Here is a 16,351-nt window from a genome sequence, read left to right as displayed (position 1 = left end):
TATGTTAGGAAAGTTGCAGTAACATAAATTAAAACTATTCATCAGAACCGAAATAAGGGCAGACCGCGAGCTTGCCCTTTGTCGCCAGGAGCGTAAAATAAAATGAAGCGAAAGCAGGGATTCAAAATGCATAAGCTTGGGATGATTACGATTGGGCAAGCCCCCCGGTCAGATGTGGCCCCTATCGTAGAAAGGGCATTGGAAGGACGGGCAGAGCTGGTACAGGCTGGTGCGCTAGATGGGCTCTCATTGGACTATATACAACAGCATCTATCACCGTCACCGGGAGAATATGTATTAACCTCGCGCTTGACGACCGGGGAGTCGGTGGTCATTTCACGCGAAAAAATCCAGCCACTGCTCCAGGACAAAATCACACGTTTGGAGGAGCAGGGCATACGTACTATTTTGTTACTCTGTACCGGTGTGTTTCCTGGGTTGCATACCCGAAGCGCTTTTCTAATTGAGCCAGATCATGTGCTTCCTCCTGTACTAAAGGCCATGTCCAGCGGAAGAAGGTTGGGTCTCATTGGACCGCTCGAAGAACAGAAGAACAACCTCAAGCTTAAATTCAGCCCTTATGGATTGAATCCAGAGTTTGCGGCGGCCTCGCCTTACAGTGGCAGTGAGGAAGAATTTCGCCGAGCAGCAGGACAGTTCAAGAATCAAGCCGATCTGATCGTACTGGATTGCATGGGCTATACGGAAACGCATAGAGAACTAGCGGCGCATTACTCAGGGGTTCCCGTTGTATTGTCCAATGCCTTGATTGGCAAACTGGTATCGGAAATGGTGTAAGGAGCTAAAAATTGGAGGTAAGAACTATGAGTCAACAACGTATTGAAATCAGTAAAAATGTATTGCAAAAATGTTTGGGACTTACCGCTGGGGAGACGCTTCTGGTCGTAACCGACGATGATAAAAAAGAATTGGGCGAGTCCATATATGAAGCTGGCAAGGCACTGGGGGCAGAAGCAGCTATTTTGACGATGAAGGTTCGCTCCAAATCGGGCGAGGAGCCTCCGGCCCCTGTTGCCGAAGCCATGCTTCGCTCCAACGTTGTTGTATGTGTCACCCGGTATTCGCTGACACATACAAGTGCCCGTAAGCAAGCCGCAGCTGCTGGAGCACGCCTGGCGACCATGCCCGGCATGACAGACGATATGTTCATGAATGGAGCAATTGCTGCTGATTATCCGAAGGTCAAGGCGCTGACCGAAGAGGTGACCGCATTGCTGACTGCTGCCAAGCAGGTACGGATTGAAAAGGAAGGATATAGTCTGAACTTTACCATAGAAGGGCGCAACGGCGTTCCCAGCACAGGTATGTATTTGAATCCTGGCGAATCGGGGAACCTGCCTTCAGGTGAAGCGTATATTGCTCCGCTGGAAGGAATGGCACAGGGTCAGATTGTGGTGGACGGTTCTGTAGCAGGAATCGGTGCCTTAAAAGAGCCACTGCTGCTGACGGTGCGAAATGGTAGATTAATCGCCGCAGAAGGGGAAGCCGGACAGTCCCTGTTGGATATGCTCGGCGAAGGCGATGGTAGAATGCTGGCCGAATTTGGTATTGGAACGAATGATAAAGCCCGCATTACAGGTGTTGTGTTAGAGGACGAGAAAGTATATGGCACGATTCATGTCGCTTTTGGCAGCAATAATACCTTTGGGGGAACTGTCGCTGCGGGTGTACATATTGACGGAGTCGTACAAAAACCGGATGTATATCTGGATGATCGTCTGATTATGAAGGCTGGTCAGTTGCTAGAGCGATAAAGGGAGGAAGTTATCATGCTTGGAATGATCAGAGTGCTTACCATGCAGGACAAAGCAGCTATCGACCTTCACGGCCGGGTCATTGAGCAGCGCTACGGGCTACCTGTCACCAGTGTATGTATTCCCGATCAGCCGAAAGGGATCTACGATGATATCACAGACCGGGAAGCGGTGCCTAAAATTGTGCTCGCGGCGCAACAACTCGTTGAACAAGGCTGTACGTCTATCGGTATTAGCTGCGCGGCTGATCCAGCGCTAGAGGAAACTCGTCAGGCTGTATCTGTACCTGTATACGGGGCGGGGTCCTGTGCGGCACTCTTGGCTCTGACATCGGCCAGCCGTGTAGGCGTGTTGACCATTTTGGAGGAGGCTCCGCCGCTGATTCGCCGCATTTTGGGCGATTCCTATATCGGTACAGAGCGTCCCATAGGTGTGCAGACGACACTGGACTTGAACACTCCACAAGGTAAAGAGGCAGCTATGGCAGCAGCGTTACGGCTTCAGGAGAAGGGGGCTGAGGTAATTGTACTTGCCTGTACAGGTTTTGTAACAATGAACTTTGCGCCAGAGCTGGAGCGTACACTAGGGATTCGGGCTATTGACCCGATTGTGGCGTTGGGTGCAGCTGTTTCGGTACGCTAGCAGACACTTCGTGTGGGGTACAAGCAGGATAGTTCTTAAACTTCATTATAAATAGTTGAATATTAAAATAAACCGCCTTTTCCAGAAAAGGGCGGTTTATTTATGTTCCATTGAGCTCCTAAAGATAGGAATGGGCTGGTGTGGATAGATTTGACCAAGCGGTAAAAGGTTTTGTTTTGTACACTTTTTTGGTACACTATCCTGAAAATTAGATGAACTAAGGATTTTGCAAAATAAATAGCAGGGTGGTCTGTCTTTATGAAAATACCGGGTGTAACAGTTCAAGAGCTCATGGCAATACCCGTGTTGAAGGAGGCGAAGGTATTAAGCGGAGAACAAGGGCTAAGCCGGGTTGTCCGGTTTATTGACATTATGGAAGTCCCTGACCTGAAAGGCTGGGTCCGGGAAGGTGTATTGTTAATGACAACGGCTTATTCGATCCGTCATGAGCCTGAGGTATTGTGTCAAATTATTCAATTACTGCATCAGGGCGGGGCGGCGGCGCTTGTGATCAAGCCTACCCGCTTTCTCACGGAAATTCCCCATAGTGCGCTTGAAGAAAGCAATGCCTGTGGCCTTCCTGTGATTGAGATTCCAGCCGATATTCCCTATACGGATATTACGCAGCGTGTCATGGATATGGTGTTGAACCGACAGGCAGAGCTGCTGCGACGTTCGGAAGAAATCTATCGAACGTTAACGACGATGGTGCTGGAGAACAGTGGCATACAGGCTGTAAGCGATAATATAGCAGAGCTTTTTAAAGCTCCGGTTGCTTTGGTTGATAATGGTGGTCAAGCCATTGTCACTTCACCACAAGATTGGGATTGGGCGAAGGTACAAGATGCTCGTCATTTTCCAATTAGTGTGGATAAACGTACAGTCGCCAAGTTGGTCATTGCCCGCAATGAACTGGATGATATGGAGCAGGTTGGTATTGAGCAGGCACGGCTGGTGATGGCGTTAGAATTAATGCGTGAAAAGGCAGTAGAAGATACGGAAAGCCGACTACGGGGGAATTTTATAGATGAGCTCATGACACCTCCGTTGCCGGTGCGGCATGAGGTTGAGCGGAGAGGTCGTCAATTGGGATTCAACCCGGAATATAACTGGGAGGTGGCTGTACTGGAAAGTGCTACGGCTCCGCCAGAAGAGATTCTTTCTGGGTTATTGAGTATGGAATCGACCCGACGGCGTGTGGTGTCTCATATTGAGTTCCGTTCAAATCGTGCGATATTATTTCTGCCGACTCTTCAGCCGAATGATCATCAGAACGCACCTGGCTCTGATCAGGAAACGTCCTGGAGTGATACGCTGAAAAACTGGTCAACTGAAAAAGCCTGGGGTACCGCCGATTATTATTTAGGCATCGGAAGTGCCAAAAAGTTATGGGAGCTGCTGCAAAGCTACAATGAAGCACGTCGTGCCATTACTGTAGCCCAGCGGCTGTATCCTGATAAACGTGTATGCAAATACAGCGATATAGAGATGCACTATATGCTTGGAGAAGCGATGGACAAAGAGGAATTTTCAAATTTGTTTGAACGCAAGCTGGGGAGACTTCAGCAATATGATCGCTCACATGGCAGTGACTTACTCAAAACGTTATTTTATTATTTGGAAAACAGGGGCAGTCTGGTAGATACAGCCAATTATCTTTTTATACATCGTAACTCAGTAAAATACAGATTGGAACGGATACGCGACATGACGGATTTTGATCTTAACGATCCACGTGAGCAGTTTATATGTCATACATGTCTGATTCATTATTATTTGCGGGAACATAGGTAGCTGGAGCGTTTTTTTAATGCAGGGAGGGCAGGACATGGATAAAAAAATACTGATAGCGGACGATGAGGCGAGCATTCGGAATGCGCTGGCTTATGCGTTAAAGCGAGAGGGTTTTTTGGTGGAAACTGCTGTTGATGGGGAGGACGCCTTGGAAAAAGTGCGTTTGTTCCACCCGGATGTTCTCATACTGGATGTGATGATGCCCAAACTGGGTGGATATGAGGTGTGCCGCCGTTTGGAAAGTCGGAAGGGCATCGGTATTTTACTGCTGACGGCCAAAAACGATATTGTTGATAAGGTACTCGGGCTGGAGCTGGGTGCGGACGATTTTATGAGCAAACCGTTTGACCTAAGGGAGCTGCTCGCTCGTATTAAAGCATTGGTACGGAGACTGGAGCGAGAAGGAGCGCCTGCCCCGGAAGGAACAGAAATGGTACTCGGCCCATTACGGGTACGTCCGTCCAGCCGAACGGCTGAACTTGGAGCCATAGCGCTGGATCTGACCCCCAAGGAGTTTGATGTGCTGGCGCTGTTGGTGTCTCATGCCGGGAGGGTGTATACACGGGACGAGCTGCTAGAGCAGGTATGGAGCTTCGATTATGTGGGCGGAACGCGGACGGTGGATATTCATATCCAGCGCTTGCGCAAGAAGCTTGAGCCGCATCAGGCGATATTGCAGACCGTGTATGGTATCGGCTATAAGGCAGAGAAAATGACGTGAACGAACATCATTCACTCCATCAGCAAGGAAGCTTGCGGTCCACCGACCAACAGAAACGCAAACGCAAACCTACAGGCTTAAGCCTGCGTTGGAAATTTCCCCTGGTACTGGCGGCTTTGCTGCTGTTTACTGTCGGTGTGCTGAGCTGGCTCGTGCTTACTGGCATTCGCGCTAACCAGACAGACCAAATGGAACGCAGCTTAAAGCGCCAGGCCGAAATTGTAGAAATGCGTGTAAAACAGTCTTACCTGTTGGGAGTGCGCCAATCACCGGAAGGCTTCATGAAGAAGCAGGCGCCCCAACTCGCAGTGGAACTGGGCGTATCCAGCAATATGCGCGTTATTTTATATGATGGTCAGGGGCATGAGGTTGGCAATTCTCTACCGCTGGCTTTTAGAACAAATGTCAGCCAGGCCCTTTCCTATGCGCTCCAAGGCAAAATTGCGTATATTACGGAAGGTAGCGCAGTCACCTATTTGGCTCCGCTTCAAGGTCCGGACGGCTTGCTGGGAGTGGTACAGCTTCATAGCTCAACAGAAGCGCAGCAGCAGTTCTACCAGGCCATTGCCCACTTGTTTCTATGGACGGGAGGTGCGGTGCTGGTATTGAGCTTTATTTTGGGCTTAGGCTATGTCAGCCGCCAGACGACAGATATCGGACGACTGACTCGCGCTTCCGAACAGATATCGGCAGGGCATTATCCGGAAACCAGACTGCTGCGGCGGCAGGATGAGCTGGGAAGACTGGATGAAGGAATGCTCCTGATGAGTCATGTGATCCGGGAGAGCATTACCGCGCTGGAAAACGAAAAGCTTCGGCTGGAAGAAGCGGTTCAGCGTTTGAGAGAGCTGGAGCAGCAGCAAAAATCTTTTATTGGAAATATCAGCCATGAACTGAAGACTCCATTAACCTCTATTCAGGCCTATGCTGATTTACTGGACATGTATGGGGATGATCCTGAACTGGTGCGTGAAGCGAGAGAAAGTATCAGTAAGGAAACAAAACGGTTATACGAGCTTGTCGAGGACTCGCTGCGGCTATCTGTGCTGGATAAATATGATTTTGAATTGCATACGGAGGCTGTGAAACTGCATTCGTTGCTGGAAGATGCAGGGAGCCGTATTCGAGGAAAAGCGGCAGCGCGTAGGCTGAATTTTTCGATAGATACCGTTCCTGCCCAGGTGTGGGGAGACCCTAAGCATCTGATGCATATTGTACTGAATTTGCTGGATAATGCAGTGAAGTACAATCGGGACGGTGGATGGATTACGTTATCGAATCGAGTAGAACAGGACACCGTGATTGTGTGTATACGCAATTCCGGCCCATGGATTCCTAGGGAGCAATGGGACATGATTTTTGAGCCGTTTGCTACCTTAAGTCGTGATCGATCTCGTCAGGACAGCGGTACGGGACTCGGTCTTCCTCTGGCGCGCAGACTGGCGGAGCGCATGGGGGGAGAGTTGCAGCTTACAGCTTCAGATCATAGTGGGTTGGAAAATGACAACGGGCATACAAATGTAAGTGGGAATGAATTTTCGCTTAGACTCCCTCTCTTGGTTCACGATGGCTCCCTGTAAATGGCCAACTGTTAGCACAGGGCTAAAATGGTGTCTTGTTTACAACTTGGAAACAATCCGATGTATTCATGAGATGTTCGGGCATTAAACTGGGGGTATCGTTAACAAGGAGGCCGTTATACATGATAAAGAAAAACATAGGCAGCTATGGGCAAAAGAACGGCTCCTCTCATCGCGAAGATTCCCGTACAAGAGTTTTCAGACAGAAAGCCACGGGGGTGCTCATGACCGGCTTAATCGCCGGGGCATTGTTCAGCGGTTGCGGCATGAAGAGCGCAGGAGAGACAAATCCAGCATCCGGTATGAAACCGGGCCAACAGCTTACTGTGATTGACACGGATGCAGCCCAGCAGCAAGTAACGGACGAGCTGGTGGTATCGTCTATCGACAGGCTGGGGGATGTCTACGCGAGGTCTTGGCTGAGCGACGAAGAGCTGATTGTGGAGCGTAAAACCCAGCTGTGGATTCATAATGTAGAGACAGACAAGGAGCGGATTTTAACACCAGGTCGTAAGGCTCCACAGTTACTTGCTGTGGTATCACCGGATCAGCGCCATGTCTTTTTTACTGAAGGTAGCACCAGCAGCAAATATGATATTCAAGGCTACATTTTGGAACTAGGCAGTGGTAAGGTTACATCGATCGGCAAGCTGGATATGACTAACGAAGTGAGCTGGAGCGATGAGAATGATCTCATTACAGGCACACCGGATGGTAAAATCCAGCTGATTGGTCTGGACGGAAAAGCTAAAGAATTGAGTTTTCAAGATCCGAATCGCTCTGAATTGATGTCTCATGTCGAAAAAGTGGGTAACGCCATATTTTATACAGGCAGTGATAAACAAGGGTATCCGGTGCTGAATCGGTTCACCCTCAATCATCCTCAGGCTGTGACCATTGCAGAGGGTGCCATGTCCTTTGCCGTGTCGCCTGATGGTAAGTCAATTGCCATTGAAAAGCGGAAATGGAATACATCCGAACCAGCCCGTATGATCATTTTGGATGAACAGGGCAAAGAGAAAGGAATCGTCGGTCAAGGCACTTTAATGAGTCGTGGAAGCTGGTCCAGCGACGGGTCCAAGCTTGCTTATTCCATTTATGATGAGGATCAGCAAGGCATGAGAGGGCTGTATGTGTTTGACCAGTCTACGGGTAAAACCACTCCGGTTACGACCGATATCCAATCCTATGACAGCCCAACGGTATGGAGCCCATCCGCCCGGTTTTTATCCATGTACCAGAACATCTCGGAAGGTGGAAAACAGCTCAATCAAAGCTACATCGTCGAATTTAAGAGGAAGTAGTTTCTGGACCCAGTCGTACACGAGGCTCATCGTTGACAAGGAAATCATACCAGCGGTTGCGAAACCGAACCTGAGGTCCATCAGCGGGGACGTGTGCCTCCATTCGCAGCGCTTCTGGGATTGGACGCGGATGCTGGCTTTCCACTACGGCCCGATCCTCTTCCAGCACCTTGCCACTGTATCTGGAAAAAATGTGGCCCATGCCCGGTACAAATCTGGCAAAATTACGTCCAGCCAGTCCGTAGATGGCAGTTAACTCTTGCTCAATCGGAGTGAAGGTGACGAAATTAATAAACTTGCTGCGTCCTTCCTTGGCGGGAGTCAAAATCCATTGCTGTGGAAAGGTATATTGTAATAGACCTTTCCCGTTTTTCACTCGAATATGATTGTCATCCGCTTCAAACTCGATATGAATGTCGGTGGAGGATTTTTTACCGATCGTTTTGTTATGGACAATTGGCAAATGAGCGACATCCAGCACGCTCTCCACAACTCTCGTCAGATGTGCCTTCCACACGGAATCGTAGGGAGACAAAATGAGAGAGGGGTCCTCCAGCTCGGGAAAAATCTCCAGAGGAGGGGGGGATGTGGATGTTCCCAACCCTGAGTTTATCTCAGACTTTGAGCCAACGGCCTGAGGATATACCCACAGCAGACCGGCTTTTTCAATCGCGGGATAGGCATAGGTATGAGCAAATTCAGGAATAGCCCGTCCCGGATGTGCCGGAATATCCACACACTGCCCACTCTCATCGAAAGACCATGCATGATATGGACATGTGATGTGCCCGTTTTGACAATAGCCGTGCGACAAATCAGCTCCTCGGTGCGGGCAATAAGCATGGATGGCATGTACCTGACGATGATCATCACGGTACAGGACAATATCTTTGCCAAGCAGTCGCTTTTTAAGCGGTTTATTCTTTAGTTCCTTGGACCAGCCAACGGCATACCAGGCGATCGGGAATACCTGCTGATCACTTTCACGAACTTCACGAAAGCTGGGATGGGTGTTCATCTATATCAACGCTCCTCGTTCTGCTTCTCAACTATGACCCGTGGGTCATTTATCATATTAGTATAATACACCCCTGATCCAAAACGAAACAGGTGTCCTGAAATTGGCAAGAAACGAAGGTCGCTTAAGGTTGTATGAAATAGTAAAAAAAAGGCGCATATCCTTTTTAGGAATGCCCCTTTTTTAAATTAGGCTGGCTATTTGATTTTGTATGACTATACAAACTTACGATGATGTTTCTTACCGTCATATGAGAATAAGGCGAGCTTACCCTCAATCAATGTTTCCAAATGAACGGTGCGCCCCCACAGCTGATATACATACGGAAGTGTGCGCTCCATATATTTTAAATCCAGCTCAATGCCTTCGTACTGGTGCTTGAGCTTCAACTCGCCCGTATGCAGGTAATCTCCATCCTCGACGACGATATAAGGGGAGCCTCCATTCACACGTGAAAACACGAGCTGATCCCGTATGTTTTCCCAGGATTTATCGGTAATTTTCCAATCGGGTCCCCGTTTCTCAAACACGTACAGATCCAAATCCTCTGTCAGTTTCTTGGTCATGTAATTGCGTATAAAAGAGGTGTCTGAGTCGAACTCTCGTACCTCGAACATTTTAGCGCGTCCTTCGCCCGGTTTGCGTCCTTGTCGCTCTTGCTCCTCACGGGTTGGGTTATCCCATCGTTTTTCAATATCCTCAAATATTTTCAGTCCCAAATAGTACGGGTTCAGGCTTTGCTTGGAAGGCTGTACGACAGAAGCGTTCAGCATCGCAAATTCAACGGTTTCCTCCCCGGTTAAATCCAGTTCCCTTACAATCCGCTGGTGCCAATAGGAGGCCCAGCCTTCATTCATGATTTTGGTCTCCATTTGGGGCCAGAAATACAGCATTTCGTCCCGTAGCATCGTCATAATATCCCGCTGCCAGTCCTCCAGTACCTCCGAGAATTCCTGAATAAACCAGACGATATCTTTTTCAGGTTCCGGTGGGAACTTGCGTACCTTGATGCCCTCGGTCTCGGTCGGATCATGCTGCTTCGCTGTTTCCAGTGACCATAGATCATCGTAAGGCCCAGGAGGGCGCTGGCGTTTTCCAGGTTCTTTCTGCTCCCGGATTTTGAGCTCCATATAGCGTTGTTTATCCAGATGCCTTGGTTTGATAATCTGTGGGTCTACATGCTCTTGTATCGCCAGTACAGAGTCAATGAAGGATTCCACAGCCTCTGACCCGTATTCCACTTCATAGCTGTTGATTCGATCTGCTGTGGCCGACATACTCTCTACCATATTGCGATTAGAAGCTGAGAAGCGAGCGTTGTGTTTGAAAAAATCACAGTGTGCCAGTACATGGGCGACAATCAGTTTATTTTGCACCAAAGAATTTCCTTCCAGCAGGAAGGCATAGCAGGGATTGGAGTTAATGACCAGCTCATAGATTTTGCTCAATCCAAAATCGTACTGCATTTTCATCTTGTGAAATGTTTTTCCAAAACTCCAGTGGCTGAAGCGCGTGGGCATACCATAGGCTCCGAACGTGTATACAATATCCGCCGGACAAATCTCATACCGCATCGGGTAGTAATCGAGCCCGAATCCATCGGCAATCTCCATAATTTCTGATATCGCATATTCTAGCTCCTTCTGGTCGGTACTCATCCCACCGATCCCCCTTCCCGTTTGCGAAAAAAGGTACGTAAGGCTTGGTATACCTCACCTTTTTCCTTGATGACATAGTACATAAACTGATCCTTTTTAATATTCTTGTAGGCTGACATCAGCGTGCTGCTGCGATTATATTGATTCACTTCTCCATAGCCGAACATATTGCTCCGCTTTATAAGTTCCTCGATTAGCTTCACACACCGCTCATTGTCCGAGGTCAGGTTATCGCCATCCGAGAAATGGAAGGGATAAATATTGTAGCTGGAAGGAGGATATCGTTTGTCGATAATCTCCAGTGCTTTCAAATAAGCGGAAGAGCAGATTGTGCCGCCACTTTCTCCGCGGGTAAAAAATTCTTCTTCCGTAACCTCTTTAGCCTCGGTATGATGCGCGAGAAAGACAATTTCCACCTTTTCGTACTGACGGCGCAAAAAGCGGGTCATCCAGAAAAAGAAGCTGCGAGCGCAATATTTTTCAAAAGAGCCCATCGAACCTGAGGTGTCCATCATAGCTATAATCACCGCGTTGGATTGGGGAATGGTCTTCTCTTCCCATGTTTTGTAGCGAAGATCGTCCGGACTAATATGGTGAATGCCCGGTTTCCCCTCACGGGCGTTGCGGCGCAGATTTTCGAGAATGGTTCGTTTCTTGTCAATGTTCGCTTGCATGCCTTTTTTACGTATATCATTAAATACGATAGATTCAACCTCAATTTGATCCTTGTCTTTTTGCTGTAAATTCGGCAATTCCATTTCCTCAAACAGCATATCTTCCAGTTCTTCTATGCTGACTTCCGTTTCCATAATATCGTGTCCCGGCTGGTCGCCGGCTTTCTCACCTTTACCTGGCTTCTGGGAAGCAGGATCACGTCCAATGACATCCCCCACCTGACTGTCGCCATCTCCTTGGCCTACATGCTTTTGCTTTTGATAGTTATAAATGAAGCGATATTCATCCAGACTGCGAATCGGCACTTTAATAATCTGTTGACCGTCCGACATAATAATATTTTCTTCCGTTATCAGATCGGGTAGATTTTGCTTAATGACATCTTTGACCTTCTGCTGATGACGTTGCTGGTCCTGGTACCCTTTGCGATGCAGCGACCAATCTTCGCGGGATACGACGAATGAATATGGCTGGCGTGGTTCCGGCATTATTAGGCACCCCCCAAGTGGATACACGGCACAGTTTGGCCTTGTTGGTTATTAAGTATATTCACGGGGATGAACGATATGTGATGGAACTCGATTTAAATTCTGCCCGTTTGCTTTTATAATGAAAGTAAAAAATGTAAAAAAAGAATGGAGAACCTTGGGTTATGGAAGAAATTGCAGTACTTATAGTAGACGATGAGCAGGGGTTGCGGGATATGCTGACAACGGTGTTAAAAAAAGAAGGATTCCTTCAAGTCAAGCATGCTGCAACGGGTCGGGAAGCGCTGCAAGTCGTGATGGAATCTCATGTGGATGTGATTGTACTTGATGTTATGCTGCCTGATAACGATGGGTTTGAGGTATGTCGTCAAATGCGTCTATATACGGATGCCCCTATTCTTTTTTTGACGGCAAGAGATACAGACCTAGACAAATTAATGGGGTTTGGTATCGGAGGGGACGATTATATTACCAAACCGTTTAACCCGCTGGAAGTCGTTGCGCGTATGAAAGCTCGAATGAAATATCGGAAAGTTTCGACAGTGGCCATGAAACCGACCTTACGCACTTTAGATTTTGGATATTTTCGTCTGGAACTGGAATCCGGTGTATTGTATGTGGAGGACAAGCAGGTCGATTGTCCGGCACGTGAATGGCTACTGCTGGTATTTCTGTGCAAGCATCCTAACCGTATTTTCAGTGTACGGCAGCTTTATGAGGCGATATGGAGCGAGGCCTTCTTGGGTGATGAGAAGACCGTAGTGATTCATATCTCCCGTTTGCGGAAAAAAATAGAACCTGATCCCAAGCACCCGCAATTTTTAATCAATGTAAGAGGACTTGGTTATAAAATGATGTCAGTCAAGATGGGGGAGCAAGAATGAACTCTCTGGTTAAGATGTCCTTTCGCTTTATGAAAGTAACGTTATGCTTTGTACTGGCCTATGTCCTATGTTTTGTTATTTGCACGATCTTATATATTTTTATAAAAAGTATATTTGGAGCATCTCAAAATATAAATATTGATCTATTCTGGACAGGACTTGGTATCGTGCAGAGTGTTGTGTTCATAGCTGCCTACGGATGGTATATAGGCAAACCTTTGGTGTATGTAATTAAATGGATTGGAAATATTGCGACAGGGGAATTCCAAGCGCCGCTAAGTGAACTGGAACTGCCAGAGGGCAAAAAAAATCAGAAAAATAGTTATAAACCTCCGTATCAATTGTATAAAGAAGTTTTTGAACAAATGAACATCTTATCGGCCCAATTGCGCAGCAATGAGGAAGAGAGAGTGGCAATAGAGAAACGAAAACAGCAGTGGGTAGCAGGTGTAAGCCATGATCTGAAAACACCATTATCTTATATTGAAGGATATGCGGTCATGCTGACTGCTCAAGAGTATGACTGGTCTGATGAAGAAAGAAGAAGCTTTAGTATGGGTATCAGTGAGAAAGTGACGGAAATGAAGCAGTTGATTCAGGATTTGAATGCTTCTATGCAGCTTAAGGAAGGTCCATTGCCAATCCAATTGGAGAAGAAGGACATTGTGGAGTTTCTCCGTAGTACAGTCATAGATATCGCTAACCATCCTTCAGCCGAGCAATACGAATTTTCTTTTACGTCAATGGACGCGGCATGTATTATGCCCTTCGATAGTAAATTATTAGGCAGAGCGCTCCAGAATTTTTTGATTAATGCTATCATTCATAATCCTCCAGGTACACACGTTTCCATGGAAGTAAGCAAAGCGAACGATAAGCTTCATATTTCTATCGAAGACGACGGAATAGGAATGAATTCCAATGAGTACATGCAGGTATCTCATTCCCAAGGGCATGGAATACCTATTGCCAAAAGCTTTATTGAGGCGCATAACGGAACGCTTCATATCCTTTCAGGCAGTAAAGCGGGTACTAGGATGGAGATTTCACTGCCGCTAAACATCTAACTTTTTAACATCTAATCTCACATTTTGCAGTTTGCTCGGTTTTTTTGCCTGTTGTTTAGGGACTGTTTACCTGATGTTTACTTTACTTCAGTAAACTGTATGTAACTTAAGCTTCAGCATTAGAAGTCGAGAGGAGATCAGGAAATGTCTGAATATGTAATACATACACAGCAGCTAACTAGGCGTTTTGGAAAACGGGAATTTGTAAAACGAATAAATCTCCAGGTACCCGGACAGCAGATTTATGGATTTTTAGGACCTAATGGAGCGGGTAAAACAACCACGATTCGTATGCTACTTGGGCTGATTAAATCCACATCCGGGGAAATTGAGATTTTCGGGAAAAAGCTGAAGGATCAGCGTATGGAAATATTGAAGGATATTGGTTCCTTGGTTGAATCACCTGCCTATTATGCCCATTTATCCGCATATCGAAATTTAGAAATCGTTACAACCATGCGTGGACTGCCGACCCGAAGAATTCATGAAGTGCTGGATTTAGTGAGATTAACCAAGGATGCGTATCGTCCGGTAAAGGGATATTCCTTGGGGATGCGACAAAGACTGGGGATTGCTATGGCGCTTATTGCCAACCCCAAATTATTGATACTTGATGAACCGACGAATGGTTTGGACCCGTCTGGTATTCAGGAAATTCGGGAGTTAATTATGAGCCTCCCTGGCGCTTACGGAATGACGGTACTAGTTTCGAGCCATTTATTAAGCGAAATTGAGCAGATTGCAACCTATGTAGGAATTATTAATCAGGGTGAAATGATCTTCCAGGGAACGATGAAGGAACTCACCGCCAAAAGCAAGCCTCAATTATTCATTGAAACCCCAGATCCTGTTCTGGCTGCCGGTGCACTGATTCAGCATGGGTGGACGGCCGGGGCTGAATCGATTGAACAAAATGAGGTCGTGACTCCTATTGTAGATCGGCAACAATCTTCGGAGATGATCAAGGTGCTTGTGGAACACAATCATCCCATTTATCGGGTCACAGAGAAGAAAAAAACATTGGAGGAGATATTCCTGGAACTGACAGGTAAGGAGCGAAGCTTATGATACTCCGGGTTATAAAGGCAGAGGGGCTTAAGCTGAAGAAAATATGCTGGTGGATTCCTCTTATACAGGGGTGTGTACTTACAGGCATGACTGCTGTGGAATGGTATCTTTACTTTCGGCAAGGACCGGGAGGTGTCTACGCTGGTTTTGCCGTTATGTTTATGTTCCTTTCGTTTGTGATGCTGCTTGGCGGTACACTTTTGGCGAGTATTATGGCCGGTACAGAGCATGATACTCAAACATGGAAGCAGCTTATGGCCATGCCTGTTCCCAGAAGTTATATCTATTTATCCAAAATCGTATGGATTGTGATTCTGCAGTTGGGTACCGCCTTGATCACTGTAGCAGGTATGAGCCTCATCTGGGTGTTATATACAAACGAACCCATTCCTTGGCGGATCATGTTGTTACAGCCGATTAATGCAAGCTTGGCTACCCTACCAGTACTTGCAATTCAACTTTGGCTGTCTACGCTTTTCACTAATCAGGCATTCCCATTAGCGTTTGGTATATTCGGTTCAATTGCAAGCTTGTTTTTGGCACGCACAAGTATTCTGTGGATTAAAATATTGCCTTGGTCGTACCCTGCATTATCAAGTCCTCTGATGAAGGAACACATGATTTGGGTGATCGTTGCTTTAAGTGCAGGAGTCATCTTTACGGGACTTGGTACACTACAGTTTACCAAGCATGAATTCAAATAGAGAGGAAAAGATACATGGGCTCTATTTTACGCGTGGAGACAATAAAGCTTCAATGGATCATGGTTTGGATTCTCATTATATTGGATGCGATCATAAATTCTTTAATGGGAGTCCTGGAACTGAATGATTTGAAGCAGTTTTTTTCACCCAGTTGGTTAACTTTATATACTTATTCAGCGCAATTTCACTCTATGTTTTTTTATCCGCTCTATTGTGGAATTATTGCTTCTCTTTTGTGTGCGTACGAGCACCGGGATGGAGGATGGAAGATTTTATTGAGCAGCCCGTATCCTCGTCAGCAAATTTATTATGCAAAATATATATTGCTCATTCTCATACTGGGTCTGGATCAGCTTATATTTATAGTAGGCTATTTTGTAAGTGGAAATATAGCAGGTGCTCCAGGAGAGATCCCTTGGTCTGTCGTTCTTTCTACCGGTTTGGGAGGGTGGCTCGGGATTTTTCCCCTGGCAGCACTACAGCTTATGCTCTCGATAAAAATTCGGAATTTTGGAGCTTCTCTGGGAATGTCCATTTGTTGTGTGGTTCCTAATATTGTTATAACAGGCTTTCACTCTTCCATAGGTGCGTGGTTTCCTTTTACGATTCCTTATTATATTATGATGCCGCAAACAGCGACTTATGCACCCAGAGTTGAGCCTTATAGTCTCGGACTGATTGTCATTTTTACGTTTTTAGCCTATCTGTATGGTGGAAGAAAGATGTTTGTGAATAGGGACTGGTTGTAGTTAGGATAGCATGAGGATGTAATCCCAACCATTATTTTAATGGAGGAGGGCAAAATTGTGGAAGCAGGTAGTCATGAACACTTAATGGATATAGACGGAGTGTATGCAGAAATGTTTAGGCTGCAAGCCTCCTCGTATCTTTCACAACGAGAACGTGGTTTTGAGGAAGGAGATCTGTCGCCCTCGTTAGTAAGGACGACAGGTGGAGCCTAAGAAAGGACAGA

At 46.7% G+C, this 16,351-nt stretch carries 16 protein-coding genes; 13 read left to right on the top strand and 3 right to left on the bottom strand.

The window, feature by feature from the left end:
• Positions 1-102 precede the first annotated feature (102 nt).
• The 7 genes from MHB54_RS05045 (at position 103) to MHB54_RS05015 (ending at position 7,816) form a co-directional block, all read left to right on the top strand.
• Positions 103-798, top strand: a complete 696-nt coding sequence (locus MHB54_RS05045; RefSeq protein ID WP_034095005.1) for an AroM family protein — start codon at positions 103-105, stop codon at positions 796-798.
• A 26-nt stretch (positions 799-824) separates the two neighbouring features.
• A complete protein-coding gene (locus MHB54_RS05040) occupies positions 825-1,775 on the top strand; it encodes an aminopeptidase (protein ID WP_340981454.1) in 951 nt (316 codons plus the stop codon).
• A gap of 15 nt (positions 1,776-1,790) precedes the next feature.
• On the top strand, positions 1,791-2,417 hold the full coding sequence (locus tag MHB54_RS05035) for an aspartate/glutamate racemase family protein (RefSeq protein ID WP_028542943.1): 627 nt from the start codon (positions 1,791-1,793) through the stop codon (positions 2,415-2,417).
• A gap of 258 nt (positions 2,418-2,675) precedes the next feature.
• Positions 2,676-4,211, top strand: coding sequence for a PucR family transcriptional regulator (locus MHB54_RS05030; RefSeq protein WP_028542942.1), 1,536 nt, complete (start codon positions 2,676-2,678; stop codon positions 4,209-4,211).
• Between the two features lie 34 nt (positions 4,212-4,245).
• Complete coding sequence (locus MHB54_RS05025; RefSeq protein WP_025723943.1) at positions 4,246-4,932, top strand: response regulator transcription factor; 687 nt, start codon at positions 4,246-4,248, stop codon at positions 4,930-4,932.
• The gene (locus MHB54_RS05020) at positions 4,929-6,512 is read left to right on the top strand and encodes a sensor histidine kinase (protein WP_264454003.1); all 1,584 of its coding nucleotides are present in this window, start codon (positions 4,929-4,931) and stop codon (positions 6,510-6,512) included. Before MHB54_RS05025 ends, MHB54_RS05020 begins: the two co-directional genes overlap by 4 nt.
• A 122-nt stretch (positions 6,513-6,634) precedes the next feature.
• Positions 6,635-7,816 carry a PD40 domain-containing protein gene (locus MHB54_RS05015; RefSeq protein ID WP_053325050.1) on the top strand — a complete coding sequence of 394 codons (1,182 nt, stop codon included), beginning with the start codon at positions 6,635-6,637 and terminating at the stop codon, positions 7,814-7,816.
• Here the strand turns inward: MHB54_RS05015 and MHB54_RS05010 are convergent.
• The 3 genes from MHB54_RS05010 to yhbH all read right to left on the bottom strand — a co-directional run bounded on the left by MHB54_RS05010 (position 7,803) and on the right by yhbH (position 11,655).
• On the bottom strand, positions 7,803-8,834 hold the full coding sequence (locus tag MHB54_RS05010) for an aromatic ring-hydroxylating oxygenase subunit alpha (RefSeq protein ID WP_264454002.1): 1,032 nt from the start codon (positions 8,832-8,834) through the stop codon (positions 7,803-7,805). The genes MHB54_RS05015 and MHB54_RS05010 overlap by 14 nt on opposite strands.
• 215 nt (positions 8,835-9,049) lie before the next feature.
• A complete protein-coding gene (locus MHB54_RS05005; RefSeq protein WP_264454001.1) occupies positions 9,050-10,492 on the bottom strand; it encodes a SpoVR family protein in 1,443 nt (480 codons plus the stop codon).
• Positions 10,489-11,655, bottom strand: coding sequence for a sporulation protein YhbH (gene yhbH / locus MHB54_RS05000; protein ID WP_023987828.1), 1,167 nt, complete (start codon positions 11,653-11,655; stop codon positions 10,489-10,491). Before yhbH ends, MHB54_RS05005 begins: the two co-directional genes overlap by 4 nt.
• 164 nt (positions 11,656-11,819) lie before the next feature.
• Here yhbH and MHB54_RS04995 point away from each other — a divergent pair, with 164 nt between their 5' ends.
• The 6 genes from MHB54_RS04995 to MHB54_RS04970 all read left to right on the top strand — a co-directional run bounded on the left by MHB54_RS04995 (position 11,820) and on the right by MHB54_RS04970 (position 16,340).
• A complete protein-coding gene (locus MHB54_RS04995) occupies positions 11,820-12,539 on the top strand; it encodes a response regulator transcription factor (RefSeq protein WP_264454000.1) in 720 nt (239 codons plus the stop codon).
• Positions 12,536-13,606, top strand: coding sequence for a sensor histidine kinase (locus MHB54_RS04990; RefSeq protein ID WP_264453998.1), 1,071 nt, complete (start codon positions 12,536-12,538; stop codon positions 13,604-13,606). Before MHB54_RS04995 ends, MHB54_RS04990 begins: the two co-directional genes overlap by 4 nt.
• A gap of 144 nt (positions 13,607-13,750) precedes the next feature.
• Positions 13,751-14,674: an ABC transporter ATP-binding protein gene (locus MHB54_RS04985; RefSeq protein ID WP_023987831.1), complete on the top strand. Its 924-nt coding sequence runs from the start codon at positions 13,751-13,753 to the stop codon at positions 14,672-14,674.
• A complete protein-coding gene (locus MHB54_RS04980; RefSeq protein ID WP_023987832.1) occupies positions 14,671-15,378 on the top strand; it encodes an ABC transporter permease in 708 nt (235 codons plus the stop codon). The genes MHB54_RS04985 and MHB54_RS04980 overlap by 4 nt, the downstream gene beginning before the upstream one ends.
• Positions 15,379-15,392: 14 nt before the next feature.
• Complete coding sequence (locus MHB54_RS04975; RefSeq protein WP_013309463.1) at positions 15,393-16,127, top strand: ABC transporter permease; 735 nt, start codon at positions 15,393-15,395, stop codon at positions 16,125-16,127.
• A 57-nt stretch (positions 16,128-16,184) separates the two neighbouring features.
• Positions 16,185-16,340 carry a hypothetical protein gene (locus MHB54_RS04970; RefSeq protein ID WP_155613660.1) on the top strand — a complete coding sequence of 52 codons (156 nt, stop codon included), beginning with the start codon at positions 16,185-16,187 and terminating at the stop codon, positions 16,338-16,340.
• Positions 16,341-16,351: the final 11 nt, after the last annotated feature.

This window comes from Paenibacillus sp. FSL M7-0802 (assembly GCF_038004945.1).
GTDB lineage: Bacteria > Bacillota > Bacilli > Paenibacillales > Paenibacillaceae > Paenibacillus > Paenibacillus polymyxa_B.
This window is presented reverse-complemented; position numbering and strand designations above follow the sequence as displayed.